22 protein-coding genes are annotated in these 23,403 nt (G+C 68.2%); 12 read left to right on the top strand and 10 right to left on the bottom strand.

The window, feature by feature from the left end:
• Window positions 1-80: 80 nt before the first annotated feature.
• Window positions 81-1,256 (bottom strand): extracellular solute-binding protein, encoded by a 1,176-nt coding sequence (locus IEW15_RS12735; RefSeq protein ID WP_188578426.1) that lies wholly within the window; start codon window positions 1,254-1,256, stop codon window positions 81-83.
• Between the two features lie 536 nt (window positions 1,257-1,792).
• On the opposite strand from IEW15_RS12735, the gene IEW15_RS12730 reads away from it, so the two are divergent.
• Complete coding sequence (locus tag IEW15_RS12730; RefSeq protein WP_188578424.1) at window positions 1,793-2,647, top strand: universal stress protein; 855 nt, start codon at window positions 1,793-1,795, stop codon at window positions 2,645-2,647.
• A 24-nt stretch (window positions 2,648-2,671) separates the two neighbouring features.
• On the opposite strand, the gene IEW15_RS12725 is transcribed toward IEW15_RS12730, so the two are convergent.
• A complete protein-coding gene (locus IEW15_RS12725; RefSeq protein WP_188578422.1) occupies window positions 2,672-3,967 on the bottom strand; it encodes an MFS transporter in 1,296 nt (431 codons plus the stop codon).
• Between the two features lie 210 nt (window positions 3,968-4,177).
• Here IEW15_RS12725 and IEW15_RS12720 point away from each other — a divergent pair, with 210 nt between their 5' ends.
• Window positions 4,178-4,915 (top strand): HAD family hydrolase, encoded by a 738-nt coding sequence (locus IEW15_RS12720; protein ID WP_188578420.1) that lies wholly within the window; start codon window positions 4,178-4,180, stop codon window positions 4,913-4,915.
• Between the two features lie 64 nt (window positions 4,916-4,979).
• Here IEW15_RS12720 and IEW15_RS12715 read toward each other — a convergent pair whose 3' ends face one another.
• The 8 genes from IEW15_RS12715 to IEW15_RS12680 form a co-directional block, all read right to left on the bottom strand.
• A complete protein-coding gene (locus tag IEW15_RS12715) occupies window positions 4,980-5,735 on the bottom strand; it encodes a prepilin peptidase (RefSeq protein WP_188578418.1) in 756 nt (251 codons plus the stop codon).
• A gap of 37 nt (window positions 5,736-5,772) precedes the next feature.
• A complete protein-coding gene (locus tag IEW15_RS12710) occupies window positions 5,773-6,486 on the bottom strand; it encodes an ABC-type transport auxiliary lipoprotein family protein (RefSeq protein WP_188578416.1) in 714 nt (237 codons plus the stop codon).
• Window positions 6,479-7,477 carry an MlaD family protein gene (locus IEW15_RS12705; protein ID WP_188578414.1) on the bottom strand — a complete coding sequence of 333 codons (999 nt, stop codon included), beginning with the start codon at window positions 7,475-7,477 and terminating at the stop codon, window positions 6,479-6,481. The genes IEW15_RS12710 and IEW15_RS12705 overlap by 8 nt, the downstream gene beginning before the upstream one ends.
• Window positions 7,478-7,493: 16 nt before the next feature.
• Window positions 7,494-8,318, bottom strand: a complete 825-nt coding sequence (locus tag IEW15_RS12700) for an ABC transporter ATP-binding protein (RefSeq protein WP_188578412.1) — start codon at window positions 8,316-8,318, stop codon at window positions 7,494-7,496.
• A gap of 4 nt (window positions 8,319-8,322) precedes the next feature.
• On the bottom strand, window positions 8,323-9,522 hold the full coding sequence (locus IEW15_RS12695) for an MlaE family ABC transporter permease (RefSeq protein ID WP_188578410.1): 1,200 nt from the start codon (window positions 9,520-9,522) through the stop codon (window positions 8,323-8,325).
• A 208-nt stretch (window positions 9,523-9,730) separates the two neighbouring features.
• A complete protein-coding gene (locus IEW15_RS12690; protein WP_188578408.1) occupies window positions 9,731-11,266 on the bottom strand; it encodes an AMP-binding protein in 1,536 nt (511 codons plus the stop codon).
• A 67-nt stretch (window positions 11,267-11,333) separates the two neighbouring features.
• Window positions 11,334-12,149, bottom strand: coding sequence for an enoyl-CoA hydratase-related protein (locus IEW15_RS12685; RefSeq protein ID WP_188578406.1), 816 nt, complete (start codon window positions 12,147-12,149; stop codon window positions 11,334-11,336).
• 81 nt (window positions 12,150-12,230) lie between these two features.
• Window positions 12,231-12,917, bottom strand: coding sequence for a GntR family transcriptional regulator (locus IEW15_RS12680; protein WP_188578404.1), 687 nt, complete (start codon window positions 12,915-12,917; stop codon window positions 12,231-12,233).
• A gap of 255 nt (window positions 12,918-13,172) precedes the next feature.
• Here IEW15_RS12680 and IEW15_RS12675 point away from each other — a divergent pair, with 255 nt between their 5' ends.
• From IEW15_RS12675 to IEW15_RS12630, 10 genes are all read left to right on the top strand, one after another.
• Window positions 13,173-13,697, top strand: a complete 525-nt coding sequence (locus tag IEW15_RS12675) for a TRAP transporter small permease subunit (protein ID WP_188578402.1) — start codon at window positions 13,173-13,175, stop codon at window positions 13,695-13,697.
• A complete protein-coding gene (locus IEW15_RS12670) occupies window positions 13,694-14,980 on the top strand; it encodes a TRAP transporter large permease (RefSeq protein ID WP_188578400.1) in 1,287 nt (428 codons plus the stop codon). The genes IEW15_RS12675 and IEW15_RS12670 overlap by 4 nt, the downstream gene beginning before the upstream one ends.
• A 134-nt stretch (window positions 14,981-15,114) precedes the next feature.
• Window positions 15,115-16,155: a TRAP transporter substrate-binding protein gene (locus tag IEW15_RS12665; protein WP_188578398.1), complete on the top strand. Its 1,041-nt coding sequence runs from the start codon at window positions 15,115-15,117 to the stop codon at window positions 16,153-16,155.
• Complete coding sequence (locus tag IEW15_RS12660) at window positions 16,139-17,389, top strand: CaiB/BaiF CoA transferase family protein (RefSeq protein WP_188578396.1); 1,251 nt, start codon at window positions 16,139-16,141, stop codon at window positions 17,387-17,389. Before IEW15_RS12665 ends, IEW15_RS12660 begins: the two co-directional genes overlap by 17 nt.
• Window positions 17,390-17,440: 51 nt before the next feature.
• Window positions 17,441-18,241, top strand: coding sequence for an enoyl-CoA hydratase (locus tag IEW15_RS12655; RefSeq protein ID WP_188578394.1), 801 nt, complete (start codon window positions 17,441-17,443; stop codon window positions 18,239-18,241).
• 239 nt (window positions 18,242-18,480) lie between these two features.
• The gene (locus IEW15_RS12650) at window positions 18,481-19,440 is read left to right on the top strand and encodes an alpha/beta hydrolase (RefSeq protein WP_188578392.1); all 960 of its coding nucleotides are present in this window, start codon (window positions 18,481-18,483) and stop codon (window positions 19,438-19,440) included.
• Window positions 19,437-20,066 (top strand): hypothetical protein, encoded by a 630-nt coding sequence (locus IEW15_RS12645; protein ID WP_188578390.1) that lies wholly within the window; start codon window positions 19,437-19,439, stop codon window positions 20,064-20,066. Before IEW15_RS12650 ends, IEW15_RS12645 begins: the two co-directional genes overlap by 4 nt.
• A 41-nt stretch (window positions 20,067-20,107) precedes the next feature.
• Window positions 20,108-21,535: an amidase gene (locus IEW15_RS12640; RefSeq protein WP_188578388.1), complete on the top strand. Its 1,428-nt coding sequence runs from the start codon at window positions 20,108-20,110 to the stop codon at window positions 21,533-21,535.
• 137 nt (window positions 21,536-21,672) lie between these two features.
• Window positions 21,673-22,611, top strand: a complete 939-nt coding sequence (locus IEW15_RS12635) for a glutathione S-transferase family protein (protein WP_188578386.1) — start codon at window positions 21,673-21,675, stop codon at window positions 22,609-22,611.
• Window positions 22,612-22,746: 135 nt separating this feature from the next.
• On the top strand, window positions 22,747-23,355 hold the full coding sequence (locus IEW15_RS12630) for a 2-hydroxychromene-2-carboxylate isomerase (protein ID WP_188578384.1): 609 nt from the start codon (window positions 22,747-22,749) through the stop codon (window positions 23,353-23,355).
• Window positions 23,356-23,403: the final 48 nt, after the last annotated feature.

The following is a 23,403-nucleotide window of genomic DNA, read 5'->3' as shown; positions in this document are numbered from 1 at the left end:
GGATGGATGTCGCCCGTCTGGCATACCGGTGATGGCGAGGGTTCCCCCCCGCCATCACCGGATCATCGTTCGTCGCGTGGTCAGGCCGACAGCAACTGATCCTGATAGGCGGTGCGCTTGGCCACGAACCAGCTTTCCTGCACCGGCCACCACCACAGCTTGTCGAGGGCATCTTCCGGATAGGCGGCGGCGAAGAACGCCTTGTTCTGGGCGTTCAGCAGCCCGTCGGCACCCTTGACGGTCGAGTTGTAGCCCATGTGGTTGGCAAGCATCGCGCCGGCTTCAGGCGTCAGCGACCAGTTGATGAAGGCATAGGCGTTGTCGAGATTGGGCGCCTTCGAGGTGACGCACACCCCTTCCATCCAGGCCAGCGCGCCTTCCTTCGGCGCGATATAGCCGAACGGCAGGCCTTCCTTCGACAGGGCCAGCGAGGTGGAATCCCAGGTCTGGCCGATCACGCAGCCATTGGCGCGGAAAGCGCCCTGGGCCTCGTTCTCGTTGGTCCAGAACTGGCCGATGTTCTTCTTGTGGCGGATCGCCTCGGCGATGATGACGTCGTAATTCTTCGTCATCGTCGCTTCGTCCTTGAAGCTGTCGGCGTAAGGGGCCGGCAGTTTGCCCTCGCCTTCCAGATACAGGCCAAGGCCGGCCAGGGCCGAATGGCCGCGGACGGTGACCTTGCCGGCATGTTCCGGCCGCCACAGATCGCCGAAGCTCGCCTTGCCGTAAACCAGCGGCGCCTGTTCCTTGTGGAAGGTCAGGGCCTCGGTGCCCCAGTCGATCGGCACGATATAGCGCTTGCCGTCGATCACGCCACCCATGCCGGCGGAGCCGGAGATGGTTGCGGGCAGCAGCCGGTCGAAGGCGACCTTGCTCTCGTCGATCGGCTGGACCAGCTCGAATTCGACATAATTCGGCACCCGGTCGACCGTCGGCCAGATGATGTCGAAGCCGCCGCCCTGGCTGGCGCGGAGCTGGTTCAGCAATTCGTCGTTGGTGCCATATTCGGTGCGCACCGCCTTGATGCCGGTGGCGCTCTGGAACGCCGCCAGCATGTCGTCGGTGAGATAGCCGGCCCAGGCGAAGACCCGGACCTCGCCACCGGCCGCGCGGGCGGGGCTCAGGATGGCGGGGCCGGCAACGGCGAGTGCGGCACCGCCGATCGCCGAGGCCTTCAGCAGACTGCGGCGGGTGAAGGCACGGGCCGCGGCGGCGGTGCCGGCGGCGACGGTCTTGGCGTCGACCTTACGGGTCATCGGTATCGGCTCCTCTTGAACACACTCGAACCCCGCCGCAACCGGCCGGGCGTCCGCCGCCGGGGATGTGCCGGTCGATCGCCGGCCACATCGCCGCCTCGGGGCGGGTGATTATCAGTCCACAGCGGGCCGGAGCCCGCATTGGGGCACGATCGGGATCGTGGCGTGTTCGTGCTCGTCACCTGCGCCACAAGCCGCGTCGCGCAGCATTGCATGTCATCGACCCGATGGTAAAGCACGGTGCACATGACCATGGGTTGCGGTCCTGTGACCAGAGGGAATGCCATCGCGGCTGGCGGAACAATAGTCTGGTTCCGTGGCATATTTTTGACGGCCCGGCCATCAACTGCGATCGGCGCCCACATAACGCGCCTGGGCCGTGGCGTGGCTGCCCGGGCGGCGGTACACTTCGCCACCGGAACATGCCCCGAGGCACGAAGGCATGAACGGCCCCCGATGCCCGCAACAGGGCAATATTATGCTGCCACGACCGCACCGGCGCGGCACCAAGACTTGGCGACAAGGAGCCCGGCCCCATGAAGACGATTCTGGTGCCCATGCACGGCGATGACGGCGATGCCGTGGCACTGGAGACGGCTTACGCCGTCGCACAGCACTTCAAGAGCCATATCGAGGCATTGCTGATCCGCCATGATCCGCAGATCCTGGCCGGTGACGGGCTGGTCATACCCTCGGACTATCTGGTCGAGATGGGCAATCGCTGGCAGTCGATGGCCGAGCGGGTGCGCAAGGTTTATGACGCCACCGTCGCACGGCTCGGGATAGAGCGGGCCGAAATCGATGCCGCAGGCGCCGCGCTGGGCCGCGCCACCGCATCATGGCGCGAGGTCTCGGGTCAGGAGGCTGAAGTGGTGGGCCATCAGGCCCGGCTGTTCGACCTGACCGTGGTTGCCCGGCCGGACGATCCGGCACGTGATCTGTGGCGGGTGACCGCCGAGGCGGTGCTGTTCGATGGCGGCCGGCCGGTGCTGGTGACGCCACAGGCGCCGCAGAGCGAGCTGGGCCGCAAAGTTCTGGTTGCCTGGAACGGCAGCACCGAAACGGCGCAATGCGTGGCGATGGCCATGCCCTGGCTGATCACCGCCGACGAGGTGCTGGTGGTGGCGGTGCGCGGTGGCATGGTGCCGGGCCCCGGCGCCGAGGATCTTGCCCGCCATCTGGCCCGCAACGGCGTGCCGGCCGGGGCCAGGATTCTGGATGAAGGCGAGCGCAGTGTCGCCGAGGTGATCATCGGGGAAGCCCGCGTCATGGGGGCCGATCTGATCGTCAAGGGCGCCTATACCCAGAGCCGCTTCCGCCAGATGATCTTCGGCGGCGTCACCAACGATCTGCTGCACCGCTCGCCGCTGCCGGTGCTGTTCGCGCATTGACCATCGGGCGCGCCAGGGCCGGGGTCATCGCTCCGGCCCGCGCGCCAGCCCGGCTTCGATCCGTGGCAGCCGCGTCCAGGCAACGGCGGCGCCGACGGCCGCGATCGCCGCGCCGATGAGCAGCGGCCAGGTGATCCCGACCAGATCGGCCGCCGCCCCCATGGCCAGGGCGCCCAGTGCCGGCACGCCGCGGATGATCACCAGATACAGGCCGATCACCCGGCCCCGGCGGTCGGGGCGGGCATGCAACTGGATCAGGGTCTGGATCGACACGCCATTGGCGGTGATCGCGAAGCCGAGCAGGCCAAGGCCGGCGAGCGCCACCGGTTCCGACGGTGCGGTGGCGGCGATCGCGGTGCCGGCGGCGCCAAGCAGGGTGGCCACGGCCGCGATCCGCACCAGCCGCCGTTCGCCGGCACCGGTCGCCATCCACAAGCCCGCGGTCAGCGCGCCGATACCGACGGCGGCGGTGAAGGCCGCATAACCGGCGGCGCCGGCACCGAAATGGCCATCGGCCAGGGCCGGCAGCAATTCAGGCAGGGCGCGGGCGCCCAGGCAGGCGAAACACAACAGGGCCAGCAGCGGCCCCAGCCCCGGATGGCGGGCGGCATAGCGGATGCCGTCACGAAAGGCGGCGATAAAGCCGGGCCTGACGGTGGCCGTGCCGCCGGTGGTGCCGTCCCGGCCGGTCGCTGTGGATATCGCATCGGGTTCAGGCCCGGCGGGCGGGATCTTCAACCGCACCAGTTGAACCAGAAACAGGATCAGGGTCAGCGGATAGGCGGCGAATGCGGCGGAGCCGTCGCCCGTCGCCAGCAGCGGTGCCGCGATCGCCGGCCCGGCGAAGCGGGCCAGATTGAACAGGCTGGCATTCAGTGCCACGGCGGCGGGCACATCCGGCCGGGGCACCAGCTCCGGCACCAGGGCCAGCCGTGCGGGCTGGCCGAAGGCGGTGACGGTGCCCAGCACCAGGGCGAGGGCCAGCAGCCAGCCGATCGTGATCAATCCGGTCACCACCAGGGCGAAGGCCGTCAGGGACTGGACCAGCAGCAGGCTCTGGGTTGCAATGATCAGCCGCCGGCGGTCCACGCGATCGGCCAGTACGCCCACGGCCGGGCTGAGCAGCACGGTCGGGATCAACTCGCACAGCGCGAGCAGCCCCAGCCAGGTGCCCGATCCGGTGATCTGCCACGCCAGCCAGCCGATGGCCAGCCGCTGCACCCACATGCCGATCAGCGAGGTGGCATTGCCGATGGTGTAGTGGCGATAGGCAGGTGCTGCGAGTGCCCGCCTGAGCGGCTGAAGACGGTGGATGGCCATGGGAGGGGTCCGGAACCGGTGGGGCGGGATGCACGCTCTGGCAGGGTGGAGAGTGTGATCGCCCGCACCACCGGCAGCAAGATCATCAGTCGCAGGGCAGATCCGCGCCACGGCCCCCGTCAGACGGCGTCGGCGGCGAGACGGGCTTGATCCCGCGCCCGGTGTCGGGCACCCTCCGGCAAGGGGTCACGGGGACGAGGACGACAGGGCATGAGCGATGGCGCGGTACGAGCCGGGATCGAGGCGATCCTGTTCGACAAGGACGGGACGCTGATCGATTACGATGCGAGCTGGGTGCCGCTGAACCGCGCCGTCGCCGACCGGCTTGCCCGCGGTGACCGGCGGTTGGCCGGGCGGTTGCTGACCGCCGGCGGCCACGATCCGGCAACCGATATCGTCGCCCCCGGTTCCGTGCTGGCCATGGGCGACAGCCGCAGTCTGGCGCGTCAATGGTCGCCATTGCTGCCCGGCCAGCCGGACGTTCAGCGTCTGGCGCGTGACATCGACCGGATGTTCGTGAGCCTGGGCAGTGCTACCGCGCAGCCGGTCTGCGATCTGGCGGCGCTGTTCGCGCGGCTGCGGGCGCAGGGTCTCCGCCTTGGCATCGCCACCAATGACAGCGCCGCTGGCGCCCATGCTCTGGTCGATCAGTTCGATCTGGCGGCGCATCTGGACTTTATCGCCGGCTATGACAGTGGCCATGGCGCCAAGCCCGGCCCGGGGATGCTGACCGCCTTCGCAGCCCGTCTGGCGATCACGCCCGACCGGGTGGCGGTGGTGGGGGACAGCCTGCACGATGTGGCGCTGGCCCGCGCCGGTGGTGCGGGGCTGGCCGTGGTGGTTCAGGGCGGTGCCCGCATCGATCCGATGGTGGCCGCGGCGGCCGATCTGGTGATCGACCGGCTTGAGGACATCTTCACGCTGGTGACCCCGCAGACGGTTGCCTGATCCTTGTAGACCGGCCAATGCCTTACCCTTGCGGACCGGCCAATGCCTTACCCTTGCGGACCGGTCAACCCAGGGCCGGGGCCGCCAGAAACAGGATGACCATGCCGGCGGCGAGGCCGGGGCCGAAGGGCAGGCGTTGATCGCTGCTGATCCGCCGGGCCAGAAGCCCCGCCAGTGCCACGGTCAGCATAGCTCCCAATGCCAATCCCCACGGCAGCGCCGCCCCAAGCCACGCGCCACCGGCCGCTGCCAGCTTCACATCGCCCATGCCGATGCCGTCGCGGCCCCGGCCGACACGATAGACCATCGCCACCAGCCACATGCCGCCACCACCGGCCGCAGCCGCCAGCGCCCGTTCACCCAGTGCGGCATCATCGGGAGAGGCGAGCAGGCCCAGGATCAGCAGGCCGAAGGTGATCACATCGGGCAGGCGGCCATAGGCCAGATCGGCCACGGCAAGGGCGGCGGCACCTGCCGCCAGGACGGCCACCTGCGCCGGTGGCGCCGGCAGATCCAGTGCCGCACCCACGATCACCGCCAGACTGGCGAGCGCGCCGGCCGCCCAGGCGCTCCGGTCGGGCGGGAAGGGCGGCCTGGCCGGGGGGGTGGCCTCATCTGCCCAGGCGGCGGCGTCGGCCGCAGCGATCGCGGCCTGCCGGCTGCGGGTGACGCGGAGATGCAGCCGGTCGACGGCGCTGCGGACAGGGCCGGGTCGGCCGCGCTCGCGGGCATGAGCGGCGGCGATGGCATAGCGGGCAAGCCCCCAGCCACCAAACAGGGCGGCAAGGGCGGGACCGATCGCCGGTATCACGCCGCTCATCCTGTCTCCGCCCTTCGTTCCATCGAACCCGCCCCGGTCAGCCGGCTGGCAGGGCCGATGTCCCCGTATCGATCGCCCATAACACCAGATCCTGCAGGAACCGGTCCGACGCCGCATCGAAGGCGGCAATGACCTGATCGGTGCTGTCGGCTGTGGCGGGCTGCGAGATATCGAAGCGCCGCTGGGCCACGATCCGCCGTTCGGGCATGGTCACCAGCCGGGCGTTGACCTCCATTCGGATGGTCGGCGTGCCGCCGCCGCCGTTGGGATATTGGGCCTGGAAGTTCAGCAGTTCCGATTGAAGCGTCAGATCGGGCCTGAGCCCGATCGAGGCCGGGGCCACCGCGACATGCGAGCGCGCGTTCAGGAAGGCATCGACCATCAGCGACTGCATCATACCGGTGGTGCGGTCGGTCCAGTTCGCGCGGGCGAAATAGGCGATTTCCGAGCGCCCGCGTTGCAGAACCACGCGTGAGGTGTCGAGCGCGGCCGAGGCGGTCGGCCGTTCCACCGACAATTGCCAGGGCCGCCCGGTCGTGGGGACACCGGCGATGTCTTCAGGGGCACTCAGCCGGTAGAGCTGTGGCGGATCACCCAGAAACAGTTTCTCGGGCGAGCAGGCGGCAAGCAGCAGCCCGCCGGTTGCAAGCAGGCCCAGGCGCAGGGCGCCACGGCGGCTGATCATGCGGGCCATGTCGTCGGACGGCGCGGGCGTGGTGGCGTGGCCGGGCATCGGCGAGGCATCATTCACCGGGCTGATATCCCTGTTGCTGGCCGCCGAGCAGGAAGCGCTGCGGATCGCGCTCGATCTGGACGGCAAGGCTGTTCAAGGTGGTGACCAGGCCGCGGGCCTCGGCCAGCAGCGAGGTCAGTTCATACAGGCCGTTCGACGTGAAGTCGTTGATCGGCGTGCGGTTCTCGTCGATCAGGCTGTTCAGGTTGCGGTTGGTGCCGCGCAACTCGTCCATCAGCGCGGCCGAGCCCTTGTCGATGGCACCGACGGCGCTGCGCAGTTCGGTCAGCGTCGCCTTCAATTCGGTATCCAGATTGCCGGCCGTGCCCTGCAGGCTGGTCATCATGCCATCGAAGCGCTCCGCCGCGGCGCGCGCCTCCGACATGGTTGCCTGGGCATCGGCCATGATCTGGTCCAGTCGCTCAGGATTCCTGGCGATCGCGCCGCTGACCGTCTTCAGATCCGACAGCGTCGCCGAGATCATCGCCCGGTTCTCGGGTCCGAACACCTCGTTTGCCTGGTCGAGCAGCGTGATGGTGCGTGTGATCAGGTCGGGGGCCCCGGCGATGATCTGGTCGATCCGCGAGGCCTTTGACGGGATCACCGGGTGTCCCTCCGGGCTCTCGCCAGTGACCGAGGTCGATGCAATCGCGCCAGACTCATCGGTATCCAGCAGCACATAGGCGCCGCCGGTGATGCCGCGCAAGGCCAATGTCGCCACCGTGTTCGGGCTGATCGGCGTGCCGCGGTCGATATCCGCGGTCACCAGAATACGGTCGGCGTCACCCGGCGCGATCTTGATCTCGCTGATCTGGCCCACCGGGATGCCGCGATAGCTTACCGGATCGCCGGTTCTGAGGCCGGTGATCGCCTGGGCGAAGAAGATGTCATAGCGGGTGACGGCGCGATCGTTGCCGCTGCCGGCCAGCCACAGCACGAAGCCCACCAGCCCGATGAGCAGGGCCAGCACGAAGCTGCCGACGATCAGATGATTGGCTCGGGTTTCCATCGGTTCTTCCTGGTGGTCAACGGGTCGGCATCGGGGCGTTCCGCACCGCGGCGTCATCGGACGCGCGCAAGGCGGCACGGCCGCGCGGCCCGCCGAAATAGGATTGCAGCCATGGATGCGGGTCTTGTGCAAGCTCTGCGATCGGCCCGATGCGGATCTGCTTGTCGACCAGGGCCGCCACCCGGTCGCAGATCGCGTGCAGCGTGTCCAGGTCATGGGTGACCAGCATCACGGTCACGCCCAGGGCATGGTTCAGGTCCAGGATCAGTTGATCGAAGCCTTCGGCCGAAATCGGATCCAGACCGGCGGTGGGCTCGTCCAGCAGCAGTAATTCCGGGTCCATGGCCAGGGCGCGAGCCAGTCCGGCGCGCTTTCGCATGCCGCCCGACAACTCCGACGGTAGTTTGTCACCGTCGGCGGGCTTCAGCCCAACCAGAACCAGTTTGTCGATCGCCAGCCGGCGCGCGGTCTGGGTACTCACCCGCGCGTGCTCGATCAGCGGCATGGCCACGTTCTCGGCAACGGTCAACTGGCTGAACAGGGCACCGTCCTGGAACAGCATGCCGATCCGCCGCTGGCGGCGGCTGCGTGCTGCCTCGTCAAATCCAGTGATCTCCTCGCCCAGCAGCCGGATGCGGCCGGCCGCCGGATGGATCAGCCCCAGGATGATGCGCAGCATCACCGATTTGCCTGAGCCCGACCCACCGACCACGCCCATGATCTCGCCACGATCGACAGTAAAGCTCAGACCATCATGGATGGTGGTGGCACCAAAGCGGGTGACCAGGCCCTCGACCTCGACAATCGGCTCGCCCGCAGGCTTGGTGGTGGCATCGACCATGCTGTCACACCCCCAGTATCGAGAACAGGACCGAGAACAGCGCGTCCAGCAGGATCACCACGAACACGCCCTCGACCACCGATGTGGTGGTCGAGCGGCCGACGGCCGCGGCCGAGCGGCCGACCCGGAGGCCCTGGAAGCAGCCTATCATCGCGATCATGGCGGCGAAGACCGGCGCCTTGACCATGCCGACCAGGAAGGTCGTGATGGTCACGGCGCTTTCAAGCTGACGGATATACTGGTCGATCGAGATGTCGAGGGTCAGCAGCGCCATCACCGCGCCGCCGGTCAGGCCCATCATGTTGGCGAAAAAGGTCAGCAGCGGCAGGGTGATCATCAGCGCCAGCATGCGCGGTACCACCAGCATGTCCACCGGATCAAGGCCGAGGGTGCGGATCGCGTCCACCTCCTCGTTGATGGTCATGGCGCCGATCTCGGCGGTGAAGGCGCTACCCGACCGGCCGGCGACGATGATCGCGGTCAGCAGGATGCCCATTTCCCGCAGCACGCCCACGCCGACCAGATTGACCGTGAAGATCTCGGCGCCGAACTGACGCAGCTGGTCGGCGCCCTGATAGGCAAGCACCACACCGATCAGGAAGCCCAGCAGCCCCACGATCGGCATGGCGTCCAGGCCTGTGCGCTCGATATGGCTGACCAGGGCGGTCATGCGCAGCCGTCGTGGCTGAAAGATCGTGCGACCGATCGCGATGGTGACCAGGCCGATGAAGCCGACCAGATCGCGCGCCTCCTTCAGCGCGTTGACCGTCGCCCGGCCGGTGGTTTCCACCATGCCGAGGAACCCGCCGGACCGCGGTTTGCGGCCGCATTCGGCCGCGGCCGCCGTCATCAGGGTCTGGAGCAGGTCGCGCCTGCGATCGTCGCCGCCATGGACGGCAATGTCGCCGGCCTGGCCGTCGGCCGGCGTCTGGTCCACGCCGGCCAGCGCCAGCAGCATCAGCCCGCCATTGGCGTCGAGCGCGGTCACGCCGCCGATGTCGATCGCGGTCGCCGCCGGTTCCCTGCCACGGCGCAGCCGTTCGATCGTGCTCAATCGTGCGGTGGTCCACGCGCCGCTCACCACGAGCAGCCGTCCGCCATCGCCGTCCCGCCAGGAGGCCCGGGGCGCATCGGTATCGGCGGCACCGGCGCCCCTGACACGGCGGTTATCGGTGGCGCGCGGTGGCGCGGCGCCTGTCGGCATGCGGATCTCCCGGCTGGTGGGCGGCTGTGGCCTCAGGTCGCCAACTTAGTCGGTTTGCAGCCCGAACGCCAAGCCGCCACGACATGTCCCAATGATGTTACACGGGAAATGCCCGGTCGGATGCGATGCATGTCACATTTTTTTGCGAGCGCGAAGACGCCGCCCTCGCTCACCCGAGGGTGGCGGGCCGATGGGGAGAGGGCCAGTCTCAGCCGTACAGGGAGGCATGCTCGGCCCGTAGCCGGGCCTTCTCGACCTTGCCCATGGTGTTGCGCGGCAGCCGGTCGACCACGATCACCCGCTTCGGGCACTTATACGCGGCGAGTTCCGACCGCAGGTGGCCGATCACCTTGGCCTCGGCCGGGGCGGCGCTGCCGGCTGAGGCCTCGATCACCGCGGTCACCGCCTCGCCGAAATCCGGGTGCGGCAGGCCGATCACGGCACTTTCTCCGACGCCGTCCAGGTCGTCGAGCACGATCTCCACCTCACGCGGGTAGACGTTATAGCCGCCGGTGATGATCAGATCCTTCGACCGGCCGACAATGGCAAGCCGGCCATCGGCCTCGGCGACGGCAAGATCGCCCGTGCGGAAGAAGCCGTCGGGCGTGAAGGCGGCTGCGGTCGCGTCCGGCCGGCGCCAATAGCCGGTGAACACGTTCGGCCCCCGGATCTGAAGCTCGCCGGCTGTGCCGGCCGGGAGCGGCGCGTCGTCGGGGCCGACCACGCGCGCCTCGCAGCCGGGCAGGGGATAGCCGATGCTGCCGGGACGGCGCTCGCCATCGAGGGGGTTGGCAACCGCGATGCTCATTTCGGTGGCGCCATAGCGTTCCAGCACGGCATGACCGGTGGCAGCCTGAAAGCGGCGGAACAGGTCCGGGCCCAGCGGTGCCGATCCGGCCACGGCCAGCCGCAGGTGCCGGCAGTCATCGGCCCCGAAGCCGGGCAGGTCCAGAAGCCGGGCATAGAAGGTTGGCACGCCCATGAACAGTGTGGCCGCGGGCAGGTGGGCGCGGGCCGTGGCCACGTCGAATTTCGGCAACAGGATCATCCGGCCGCCAGCCGCAAGCAGGGTTCCGGCGGCCACGAACAGGCCATGGGCATGAAACAGCGGCAGGGCGTGCAGCAGCACATCCCGGTCGGTGATCGCCCAGGCCCGGCACAGTGCTTGAATATTGGCCGTGAGGTTGCGGTGGCTGAGCACGGCGCCCTTGGGACGACCGGTGGTGCCAGAGGTATAGAGGATCGCCGCCGGAGCATCCGGCCCGCAGGCAACCGGGGCCGGGGCGGATGCCTGCGACGCTCGTGCCGCCAGATCGCCCGATCCGTCGCTGCCGAGCGAGGCGATCGCAACCCCTGCCGGCACGGCCGGGCGGCAGGTCTCAACGGCGGCAGGATCGGTGATGAACACCGCCGGTTCGGCATCGCCGAGCAGCCAGGCCAGTTCGGTCACGGTATAGGCCGTATTCAGCGGCAGGAATACGGCCCCGGCCATCAGCGTGCCCAGGAACAGGGCGATGGCGTCGGGGCTCTTTTCCACCCGCACCGCCACCCTGTCACCCGGCGCCACCCCCAGCGCTGCCAGGGCCGATGCGAAGCCGGCCGCACGGGCCTGCAGTGCCACCGCCGTCACCGGTCCGCCATGCCAGTCGATCACGATGGTGTCGGGATGGCGGGCAAGCGTCGTCAGGATGATCGCATGCAGGCTGTCGGCGGCGGTATCGGCTGGATGAGCGGCGGGGATCATTGTCTGGGGTCATTTCTCTGTTGGTGCGGCGGCGGTGGAGCGCCGCCGATAGAATGCCGAGCCGTGGTCAATTGCCGGTGAAGACCGGCGGCCGGCGATCTCCCAGGGCCGCAATGCCCTCGGCATAGTCGCGGCTGTCGTTGCAGGCGGCGATCGCGGCCTGGGCGGCGGCGGCGGTATCGGCATCTTCAGGGCGGATCGCGGCCCGCACCGTCTGCTTTGAGGCGCGGATGCTGAGCGGGGCATTGTCGCGCAGCGTGTCGAGGATGCTGTCGACATGCGCCTGCAGTCCGTCGGACGGCAGGATGGCGTTCACCATGCCCAACGCCTTCGCCTCGGCCGCATCATAGCGCTTGGCCGTCATCAGCAGTTCCCGCGTGGCGGCGGCGCCGATCGCGTCGACGATCCGGCGCACGCCGGTGGCGTGATAGCCGATGCCCAGCCGGGCGGCCGGCACCGCGAACACCGCACGGTCGTCGGCATAGCGCAGGTCACAGGCCATGGCGACGCCGAAACCGGCACCGATGCAGGCACCGTGGATCATGGCGATGGTCGGCACCGGCAGCGCTTCCAGCGCCGCCGAGGCAGCCTCGACCGCGGTGTCATAACGCTTCGGGCCATCCGATCCGGCACGCGCGGCGTTGAATTCGCTGAGATCGGCGCCGGACACGAAGGCGCGTTCGCCGTGGCCGCGCACCACCACCGCATGCAGCTCACCGGCGGCCATCGTCGCAAGCCCGGTCAGATGGTCGGCCATCGCCACCCACATGCCATAGCTGACGGCATTGCGCTTGGCCGGGTTGCGGATTTCCAGCACGGCGACGCCGCGGCCAAGGGAGAGGGTGACCGCCGGGGCTTCGGCGGCGGGCGTCTGATCGGTCATCGGTCGGGTGCCTTTTTTGGAGGGGAGGTGGGCCAGGAGGGGAGGTGGGCCTGAACGGTCGAATGCAGGTACGCAGCCGGATCAGCCGGCATCGGCAAGGCCCGGTGGCGGTCGCAGGATGAAGTCGCGGAGCACGTCGCCCTGGATCACCACATGGGCGCGCATCAGGCTGGCGGCGTCATCGGCATCGCCACGCAGGATCGCCGCCATCACCTGGGCATGTTCGCCGTCGGATCCGGCCATGCGGCCGGGGCTGCGGCCCTGATGCAGCCGATAGGGCCGCAGCCGGTCGCGCAGCCGGCGGGTTTCCTGTTCCAGATACTGGTTGTGCGCGGCCTGATAGATCAGTTCGTGAAACCGCTCATTCACCACGTAATAGGCGTCGACATCGAGGTTCATTGCCTGGGTGTGGGCATCGGCGCAGGCGGCCTTCAAGGCGATCCGCCCCTCGGGCGTGATCCGGCGCGCGGCCAGCCGGGCGCACAGCCCCTCCAGTTCCGCCATCACCTCGAACATTTCGAGCACCGACGACATGGTCAGCCGCGCGACCACGGCCCGTTGACGGGGGCGGGTGTCGATCAGCCCGCTTTCGGCCAGCCGGCGCACGGCTTCCCGCACAGGCGTGCGTGAAACGCCATAGCATTCGGCCAGCGTCGTCTCCTCGATCACCGATCCTGGTGGAAGGTTGCCCGACAGGATGTCGTCGGCCAGACGCTTCTGAACCTGTTCGGCGATGGTCGGCCGTCTGTGGGTCTGTTGATCGGTCATGAGCTGCCGTTGACGGGGTGGAACCTGGAAGAACCAGCGTGAAGGATAGCGCACAGGACGCCGGCGTGAACGATCCATGCCCGCCCCTGGCCCGATCGGCGGTCGTGTGGCTTTCATGCGGCGCAATAGTATCCGGTTTGCGCTGCAATGCATCCTGATTTTAGAAAAGTATATACACTTTGCCAGCCCACGCCTACACTCCAATGCATGCCAAAGCCAGCCGGAGAAATCGGCGGCGATCCTCGGGAGGAATCCATGCAAGCGATCCTGGGCGGCGCCGACCGCCTGGCCCGTGCTGCCTTCGCCTTGTCGGCAGTGCTGGTCATGTGTCTGGCCGCGTTCGTGTTTTACGAGGTGGTGTCGCGGTATGCCATCGGCCGCCCGACCACCTGGGTGAACGAGGTCAGCGGTTACCTGCTGGTGGCGGCAACTTTTCTGGCCGGCGGCTGGGTGCTGCGCCAGGGCGCCCATGTCCGCATGGAGATGCTTGAGGAAATGGCCGGCCCGCGTGGGCGTGCCGCGTTGGCGCTGTTCGGCAATCTGGTCGCCTTTCTGGTCGGCATCGCCCTGGTCTGGACCGGCGCGTCGATGGCTTATGACAGTTGGGACTTCGGCTGGGAGTCGCCGACCATCCTGGCCACCCCGCTCTGGATGCCGCAGGCGGCGATCCCGGTGGGTGCGCTGGTGCTGAGCCTGTCGGCGCTGGCCGGCATGCTTGAGGCCCTGGTCAAACTGACCGGTGGCGAGCCGCATGGCCGCCCCGGGGAGGGCGGCCGATGACCGGTGGCATCGTTGCCCTTATCCTGCTGTTCGGCTTCGTGCTGTTCGCGGTGCCGATCGGCTTCGCGTTGTCGGGCGCGACCCTGGCCGGGCTGCTGGCCTTTGGTGATGTCGGATCGCTGTCGGCGCTGGCCAATATCAGCTGGGGCGCCACGGCCGAATTCGTGCTGACGGCGGTGCCGCTGTTCATTCTGATGAGCGAGATCATCAGCTTCACCGGCATCGGCCGCGACCTGTTCCTGGCGATCGAACGCTGGCTCAGCCGCCTGCCGGGCGGGCTGGCGATGACCGCGGTTTTCGCCTGCGCCGCCTTCGGCGCGGTCAGCGGCACCGGTGTCGGCGTGGCCGCGGTCATCGGCGGGGTGGCGATTCCGGAAATGGTCCGGCGCGGCTATACCCGCGAGATGTCGACCGGCACCGTCGCCGCCTCCAGCGCGCTCGGCATGATCATCCCGCCCAGCCTGCCGCTGATCCTGTATGGCGTGGTCACCGAAACCCCGATCGCCGACCTGTTCCTGGCCGGCCTGGTGCCCGGGCTGCTGATCATCGCCCTGTTCTGCCTGTATATCGGTGTCGCGGTCGGCCTTGGTCACGGCATAGAGCCCGGTGCCACACGACCCAGCTTCACCTGGGGGGAACGGCTGGCCTCGGTGACGCTGGCCGGTCCGACCCTGCTGCTGATCGTGGCCGTGATCGGCAGCATCTATGCCGGCATCGCCACGCCGACCGAGGCGGCGGCGGTGGGGGTGATCGGCGCGCTGCTGCTGGCGCTGCTGTCGGGCAAGCTCACCTGGCCCAGCTTCCGCACCGCGCTAGTCAATGCCACCCGCACCTCGTGCATGGTCATGTTCGTGCTGATCGGCGCCATGCTGTTCGGCTATCTGCTGGGCCTGCTGCGGGTGCCGCAATCGGTCAGCGAATGGGTGCTGCATATGGGCCTGTCGCGCTGGGCGGTCTTCGCCCTGCTGATGCTGGCCTATTTCGTCCTGGGCATGTTCCTGGAAGTGACCTCGATCATCCTGATCACCATGCCGATCGTGTATCCGACGATCATCCAGCTTGGCTTCGACCCGATCTGGTTCGCGATGGTGCTGATCGTCAACATGTCGTTTGCCGTGATCACGCCGCCGGTGGGCCTGTGTCTGTATGTGGCGAAATCCTGTCTGCCCGGAACCAGCATCGGGCAGGTGGTGCGTGGCACCGTGCCGTTCATGGCCCTGCTGGTTCTGGTCATCGTCATCCTGTGCATCGCACCTGAACTGGTGACCGACTTCATCCGCTAGAGTAGATCCCGATCAGGTGCAACCACCTGATCGGGTGAAGATGCTCGATAAACGAATACCTTAGAGCGATTTTCGTGAGCCGGATGACGCGAAAATCGCTCTAGAAGAAACGCTCAATGGGAGGTAACCCCGCCATGTCCCCGTCCATGCACACGCGCCTGCCGGGCCTGCGCGCCCGCATTCTCGGCGGTGCCGCCGCAGCAGTGCTCACGCTCGCCGCCGCCGGTGCCGCCAATGCGGCCGATGTCACCATCCGGCTCGGCCATTATTTCGCGACCGAAGACTTCCGCGGCCGCACCGCCCAGCACTTCGCCGACCGGGTCGAGGCGCTGTCGGACAGCATCGATGTCGAGGTGTTTCCCGCTGAAAGCCTGGTGAAAGGCCGAGAGGGCCTTCAGGCGACGGCGCAAGGCACGGTCGACATGTATTCGATCTATGCCGGCTATGTCACCGGCCAGGCCAAGCTTCTGAACATCTTCACCCTGCCGTTCCCGCCAGCCAGTTATACCGACGAGGCGCAGGCGAAGTTCGCGGCCGATCCCGCCGTGCGTGACGTCATCGATCGGTCGCTCGGCCGCTTCAACGTGCGTATGCTGGGCGTGATCAACAGCTCGGGCGATGTCGGCATCTTTCTGCGTGAGCCGGTCAAGGGCATCGGCGATCTGAACGGCCGCAAGCTGCGCGGCGCGGGCGGCCTGTCCGACGAGGCCCTGCGCGCGCTTGGCGGTTCGGTCGTGTTCATGAGCGCGGCCGAGCAGTTTCTGGCATTGCAGACCGGCACGGTCGACGGCATCGCCACCACCTGGTCATCCTATGTGAACAACAATCTGGCCAGCGTCGCGCCGACCCATCTTGACGCCAATCTCGTGCGGTCGCCCTATCTGCTGATCATGAACGGCCGCAAATGGCAGTCGCTCGACGCCGACCAGCAGAAGGCGATTGAGCAGGCCGTGACCGAGACCATTGCCTGGTCGACCGAGAACTTCAAGGCCGAGCAGGACAAGCTCTATGCCGAGATCAAGACGCAGGCCAAGGTGAGCGTGCCGTTGTCGGCCGAGGACCGCGCGAAGGTCGACGAGATGGTGAAGCCGATCTATCAGGGCTTTGTCGACGACAATGGCGAGGATGGCGCCAAGCTGATGGAGCTGTGGAAGCGCTATGCCGGAGCCTCGTGACCCGCAATCCGCCGACACTGCGTCAGGATCGCCAGTTCCCCGGGGGCCGCTTGCCGGCCTCCGGGTGCTCGACCTGACCCGGGTCCGTTCCGGCCCCGCCGCCACCCGTCTGCTCGCCGACTGGGGCGCCGAGGTCATCCGTGTCGAGCCACCCGCGACCGCGTCGGGCGGCGATGGCATGCTTGGCCGCACCGGCAGCGACTTCGCCAATCTCAATCGGGGCAAGCGTTCGATCACGCTCGATCTCAAGGCCCCCGAAGGTCTGGCGGTGTTCCGGCGGATGGTCGCCGGGGCCGATGTCGTGGTCGAGAACTTCCGCCCCGATGTGAAGCAGCGTCTCGGCATCGCCTGGGATGATCTGAAGCCGGCCAACCCGGCCCTGGTGATGGCGTCGATCTCCGGCTTCGGCCAGGACGGCCCCTATGCCGGGCGGCCGGGCTTCGACCAGATCGCTCAGGGCATGGGCGGGATCATGTCGGTGACCGGCCTGCCCGGTCAGGGGCCGGTGCGCGCCGGTATTCCCATCGCCGATCTGACGGCGGGCATGTTCTGCGCGCTGGGCATCCTGGCCGCGGTGATCCATACCCGTGCGACCGGCGAGGGCCAGTGGCTGCACACCTCGCTGCTGGAGGCGCAGGTGTTCATGATGGATTTCCAGGCCGCCCGGTATCTGGTCGAGGGCGAGGTGCCGGGGCAGGCGGGCAACAACCATCCGACCGCCATTCCGACCGGCGTCTTTCCCACCGCCGACCGTCCGATCAATCTGGCGGTCGCGGGCGAGGTGATCTGGCGCCGGTTCTGCCAGACCGTCGGGCTCGACGACCTGCTGGCCGATCCCGATTTCACCGGTGCCGCCGCGCGGTCGGCCAATCGCGACCGGTTGAACGCGATCATCGCTGAACGCTTCGAGACCCGACCCGCCGCCGAATGGATCGCCATGCTGAACGACGCGGGTGTGCCGGCGGGGCCGATCAACGACATGGAACAGGTCTTCGCCGATGAGCAGGTCCGTCATCTGAAGCTGGCGGTGCCTGTGGATCTGGCCGAAGCGGAGGGCGCCGATGCGGGCGACAGCGCGGCGGCATTGCTGCGGCTGCCGGTGACACTTGCGGCCACCCCTGGCGGCATCGCCGGCCCGCCGCCGGCGCTGGGGGCGGATACCGACCGGGTGCTTGCGACACTTGGCCTCTCCGCCGCTGACATCGCCGGCTTGCGCGACCGTGGTGTGATCTGATCAGATCAAGTATCTGGCAGATGCCATTCCTCTTCTACGAAAGTCCGGATCATGTCCCCCATGCCCGATGCCGGCCGTATCCGCGTCGAAACCGCCGGTGCCATCGCCACGCTCACCATTGACAACCCGGAACGGCGCAATGCCATCGGTCTGCATATGTGGCATGCCATGGCGGCGGCGCTCGATGAGCTTGCGGCCGATCCGGCGGTGCGGGTTCTGGTTGTCCGTGGTGAAGGCCATCATGCCTTCGCCTCGGGCGCCGATGTCTCGCGCTTCGATCAGGAGCGGGGCGATCCGCAGGCGGTGGCGGCCTATGCTCAGGCGACCGGTGCCGTGCTGGGGCGGCTGGCGCGGCACCGCCTGCCGGTGATCGCGATGATCCATGGCGCCTGTGTCGGCGGCGGGCTCAATCTGGCGCTGGCCTGTGACATCCGGATCGCCGACGAGGCGGCGGTCTTCGCCATTCCGGCGGCACGGCTGGGTGTCGGCTATGGCCGTGACGCGCTGGCACGGCTTGGCACGGCGGTGGGGCTTGCCCGTGCGCGCGAGATGGTGCTGACCGCCCGGCGGCTGACCGCCCCGGAGGCGCTGTCATGGGGGCTGGTATCTGATGTGGTGCCGCATGTGGCGCTGGCCGATGTGGTTACCGAGCGGGCGGCGGCGATCGCCGGCCTGGCACCCCTGACCATCAAGGCGGCCAAGCTGTCGCTGGAACACCTGATCGGCAGCGATGGCGCGCCGACCGCCGAGATTGCCGATCAGGCGGTGGCGGAGTGCTTCGACAGCGCCGATTACGTCGAAGGACGCCGCGCCTTTTCCGACAAGCGGCCGCCCTTGTTCGAAGGCGTGTGACCCCTCGGCAGATCGACGGCGCGCCGCTGTTGCGCAACCGGTGACACGGCGTAACCATGGGTTGCGAGGCGGCGGCGGGCATGATGGCGGGCATGATGTCGACACAGACGGCTTGACGCCGGAGGCGACATCGCCGGATCATTCCCGGGGTCATGTATCCATGCGGCCTGTGCGGATGCCGGACCGGACGCCTCGCGACATTGCGGGGGCCCACCCCAGACCATGGAGCGCGCCAGGCAGTGTTCACCTTCGACGGACTGCATCCCCAGGCGCAATTGTTCATCGACATGCTGCGGGCAAGCCCGCCGCCGCCTTACGACGAGATGGCGCTGGGTGAAGCCAGGGCGTTGTTTCGCGATACGATGCTACGCTTCCGGGGGCCGGTGCAGACCGGCGTTGCCGTGAAATCGATGGTGCTGGCGGGGGGCGCCGACGACCGGCCGGCCCGGATCTACCGTTCCGATGCGGCCGGCGACGGTGCCTTGCCGGCCCTGCTGTTCATGCATGGCGGCGGCTGGGTGCTGGGCGACCTTGAAACCCACGATGACATCTGCCGGCGTCTGGCCATCACATCGGGTGTGGTGGTGGTGTCGCTCGATTATCGTCTGGCGCCGGAGCATCCGTTTCCGGCCGGGCTGGACGATACCGTCGCGGCCTTCCGCGATCTCGTGGCGCGTGCCGGCACGCTGGGGCTCGATCCGGCGCGGATCGCGGTCGGGGGCGACAGCGCCGGCGGCAATCTTGCGGCGGCCGCGACCTTGCTGCTGCGTGAGGACGACGCCCGGCCGGCGTTTCAGTTGCTGATCTATCCAGCCACCGATCTCGGCACTGGCCAGACGCGCGACAAGCGGTCGGCAGAGGGGCTGTTCCTGACCGAGCGGCTGTTGCGCTGGTTCCGCAGCTGCTATGTGCCCGAGACCGTGTCGCTTGAAGACCCGCGCCTGTCACCGGCCCATGGCGATCTGACCGGGCTGCCGCCCGCCCATATCCTGACCGCGCGATTCGATCCGTTGCAGCGTGAAGGCGAGGCCTATGCCATGGCGCTCAACGCGGCCGGTGTGGCGGCCAGCCATGTCTGTGCCGAGAGCATGTTCCACGGCTTCCTGCACATGACCGCGTGGTTTGCCGATGCGCGGACCGCCATCGACGCCCTGGCGCACAGGCTTGCCCGGGGCCTGGGTGCCGTGTCCGGCACATGACCTCTGCGTTGCGCCCCACCAACCCCGCGGTGCTGCTGGTCCGCACCGGTGACGACGCGCTGGGTCTGGCGACCTGGCGCAGCGGCCTTGCCTCGGCCGGTATCGAGCCGGTCGACGATGTGTCGGATGACGTGGCGGATATCGGCCGCCGGATGGACGCGGTGTCCGATGCGGTCGTCGTGCTGGTGCTTCAACAGCCGCTGATCGATGCTCTGGAACGGCTCTGCGGGCTTGCCGCCGGCCTGCCGCCGCGCCGGCTGCTGATCGTGCTGGCTTATGGCGATGCCGCGGCCCCGGCGGCGGTGGCTCAACTGCTCTCGGCCGGCGCCGCCGGCGTGCTGGATGATGGCGGCGATCTGGTCGGGCTGTTCGCCATGGTTGCGGAGGCAGTGCGCCGCATTGCCGGCGGCGGTCGCGTGCTGCCGGCGGCGGCCAGACGCGACGGCGCCAGCGGGGCGTTGGCCGGACGGATCGCCGCCGATATCGCCGCTGTCGACTGGGGGCGGGGGGCAGCCGGTACTGCCCCGGATGCCGTGCCAGTCGCCACGCCTGCTGCGGCGGGTGCCGATGGCGATGTCATACCAGCGGCCCCGGAGCCGGGCCCGCCCGATCCCCTATCCCCCTGACGGCCGTGGCCGTTGATCATCGACCAGGAGAGGTCTCCGCCATGACGTATCCCGCTGGCAGCAGCACCCCGCCGATCGATCTGTGTACCGCCGATGTGGCAACCCTTGCCGCCGCCTATGCCGCCCGTGCCCTGTCGCCGGTGGAGGTGGCACAGGCCTGCCTGGACCGGGCGCGGGCGGTTCAGCCGACATTGAACCCCTGCGCGTTTATCGACGACGAAACCACTCTTGCCGCCGCCCGCCAGTCCGAGGCGCGCTGGATGCGGCAGGCGGCGCTTGGGCCGCTGGACGGCGTGCCGGCGACGATCAAGGATCTTCTGCTGTCGGCCGGCTGGCCCACCCTGCGTGGCAGCCGGGCGATCGATCCCGATCAGCCCTGGGATGAAGACTCGCCGCCGGTGGCGCGGCTGCGCGAGGCGGGCGCCGTGTTCATCGCCAAGACCACGACACCGGAATTCGGCCATAAGGGCGTGACGGAAAGCCCGCTTGCCGGCATCACCCGCAATCCATGGTATCCGGAGGTGACCCCCGGCGGATCGTCGGGCGGAGCGGCGGTGGCGGCCGCAGCCGGCATCGCCGCGCTGAACCTTGGCACCGATGGCGGCGGGTCGATCCGGATTCCGGCAAGCTTTACCGGCATCTTCGGCTTGAAGCCCAGCTTCGGGCGGGTACCGTCCTGGCCGCCCAGCCCCTTTGCCCGCCTGGCGCATGTCGGGCCGATGACCCGCACGGTCACCGACGCGGCACTGATGCTGAACGCGATCGCGCGGCCGGACTGGCGCGACTGGTACGCGCAGCCTTATCCGGCGCAGGACTTCACCACCCATCTGAATGCCGGGCTCAAAGGTCTGCGGATCGGCTATGCGCCGACGATCAATGATGAGGTCGTGGATGAGGACGTGGCCGCGGCCGTGGCGGCCGCGGTGGCGGTGTTCGGCAATGAGGGTGCCGTGGTCGAGCGGATCGATCTGGCACTGCCGGACGCGCGCCGGATGTTCCAGATCCTGTGGACGACGGGCGCTGCGGTGATGGCCGCCGGTATGAGCGAGGATCAGCGCCGGCATTTCGACCGCTCGCTGGGGGCTGCGATCGCCATCGGCCAGGGGTTCAGTGCCGTCGACCTCGGCACCGCCGAGTTCAAACGGGCGGCGCTGGCGCGGGTTATGGCCGAGCTTCACCAGCGCTATGACCTGATCCTGACGCCGTCCCTGCCGGTCACCGCCTTCACCACAGGCCAGAACCAGCCCGGTCAGGCCGGTTCCACGGAATGGAACGATTGGACCCCGTTCAGCTATCCGTTCAACCTGACCGGCCAGCCGGCCGCGTCCATTCCCTGCGGCTTCGATCGCGACGGGTTGCCGGTGGGTCTGCAGATCGTGGGGCCGGTGGGCGCCGATGCCCTGGTGTTGCGCGCCGCCCGCGGCTATGAGCGGGTCTGCCCGATTGCGTTGCCGCCGCTGGATATCTGACCTGTCACCGAGGGTGGCATGCTGACGTGCGATAATAACCCATGGTATAAAAATTCCGCAGGATATCGCCTTCAGAGCGACACCAGTGGTCCGAACCACGGCGGCGGACGGCATCGCCGCGCAGACAGGAGAGAGCGATGACGCAGATCATCCTCCACCACTATGATAATTCGCCCTTCGCCGAAAAGGCCCGTCTGATGATGGGCTTCAAGGGCTTGACCTGGCAGTCGGTGATCCAGCCGGTCTGGGCGCCGAAGCCACAGTTGACGCCGCTGACCGGTGGCTATCGGCGCACGCCGGTGATGCAGATCGGCGCCGACATCTATATCGATACCAACCTGATCGCCGAAGAATTGGAGCGGCGGCATCCGTCGCCGACCCTGTTCCCTGAAAACGGTACCGCGTCCGGCGGTTGGGGCGGGCTGGTTGCCTATGCGTTGTGGGCGGAACGGATGCTGTTCTGGCCCGCCGTGCGCTATGCCATGGCCTGGAATGCCGAGAAGATGCCGCAGGAGTTGATCGACGACCGCGCGCGGATGAACGGCGCACCGCGCGGCGACGTGGCGAAGATGAAGGCGGCGATCCCGCTGTTCAAGGAACAGCTCCACAATGCGCTGGCGGTGCTGGACGACGCGCTTGGCCAGGGATCGCTGTATCTGTTCGGCGACGAGCCGAGCCTGGCCGATTTCGCCGCCTATCACCCGATCTGGTTCCTTGAGAACAACGGCCGCAAGGTCGGCGGTGTGATGGCGGACTATCTGAATGCCCAGGCATGGACCGGCCGGGTGCGCGAGTTCCGCCATGGCACGCGTGAGGATATGACGCCCGAACAGGCGCTGGCCATCGCGCGTGAGGCATCGCCGACCGCCGCCGACCCGACGGGCGAGGCGGACGAGAATGCGCCGGCACCAGGCACGCGGGTCACCGTCACCCCTGACGATTTCGGCAAAGATCCGGTCGAGGGCGAGGTGATGGCCGCCAGCCGGCGGCGGATCAGCATCCGCCGCGAGGATCCGGAGGTGGGCGAGGTTGCCGTGCACTTCCCCCGCATCGGTTACGTTGTCCGTCCGGTCTGATCGGTATACCGTAGGCGCGCACCCGATGCCGCCCGCGCGGGGACATCCCTGGCGGGCGGCATTGTCATGTATCCGGCCGGTGCGCGTCGCCTCCCCCGGGGGCGCCACGGCCGTTCATCGGGAACCGTTCGAGCCATGTCGCTGCGCGTCGATTACTATCTGTCGCTGATCTCGCCCTGGACCTATCTCGGCCATGACCGGCTAGTTGCGATCGCGGACCGGGCCGGAGCGCGGATCGCCTGGAAGCCGGTCGATCTGGGCCGCATCTTTCCTGAAACCGGCGGTCTGCCGCTGAAGCAGCGTTCCGTCCAGCGTCAGGCCTATCGCATGATGGAATTGCGGCGCTGGCCCGACCGTCTGGGCGTGCCGCTGAACCCTGAACCCCGCTTCTTTCCTGCCGATGAGAGCCGGGCCGCGCGGATGGTGTTGCAGGCCATCGCCGAGGGCGGCAATCCCGCCGGCCTGATCGGTGGTGTGCTGACCGCGGTCTGGGCCGAGGATCGCGACATCGCGGATCCCGAGACGCTGGTGGATATTGCCCGCCGCAACGGCTTCGACAGCGCGCTTCCCGCGCGGGCGGAAGCGGCTGCGGAAGAGCATACCCGCACCCGCGACGCCTTCGGCCGCGAGGCGCTGGCCGCTGGCGTCTTCGGCGCGCCGACCTATGTTGTGGGTGACGAGCTGTTCTGGGGTCAGGACCGGCTGGACTTCGTCGCGGCCCGGCTGGGTGTCGCCCTCGACTGACCGGCCGGAACCATGGCTGCCCGCCGCCACGCATCATGATGTCCAGCC

Origin of the sequence: Tistrella bauzanensis (assembly GCF_014636235.1) — a bacterium.
Classification (GTDB): Bacteria; Pseudomonadota; Alphaproteobacteria; order Tistrellales; family Tistrellaceae; genus Tistrella; species Tistrella bauzanensis.
This window is presented reverse-complemented; position numbering and strand designations above follow the sequence as displayed.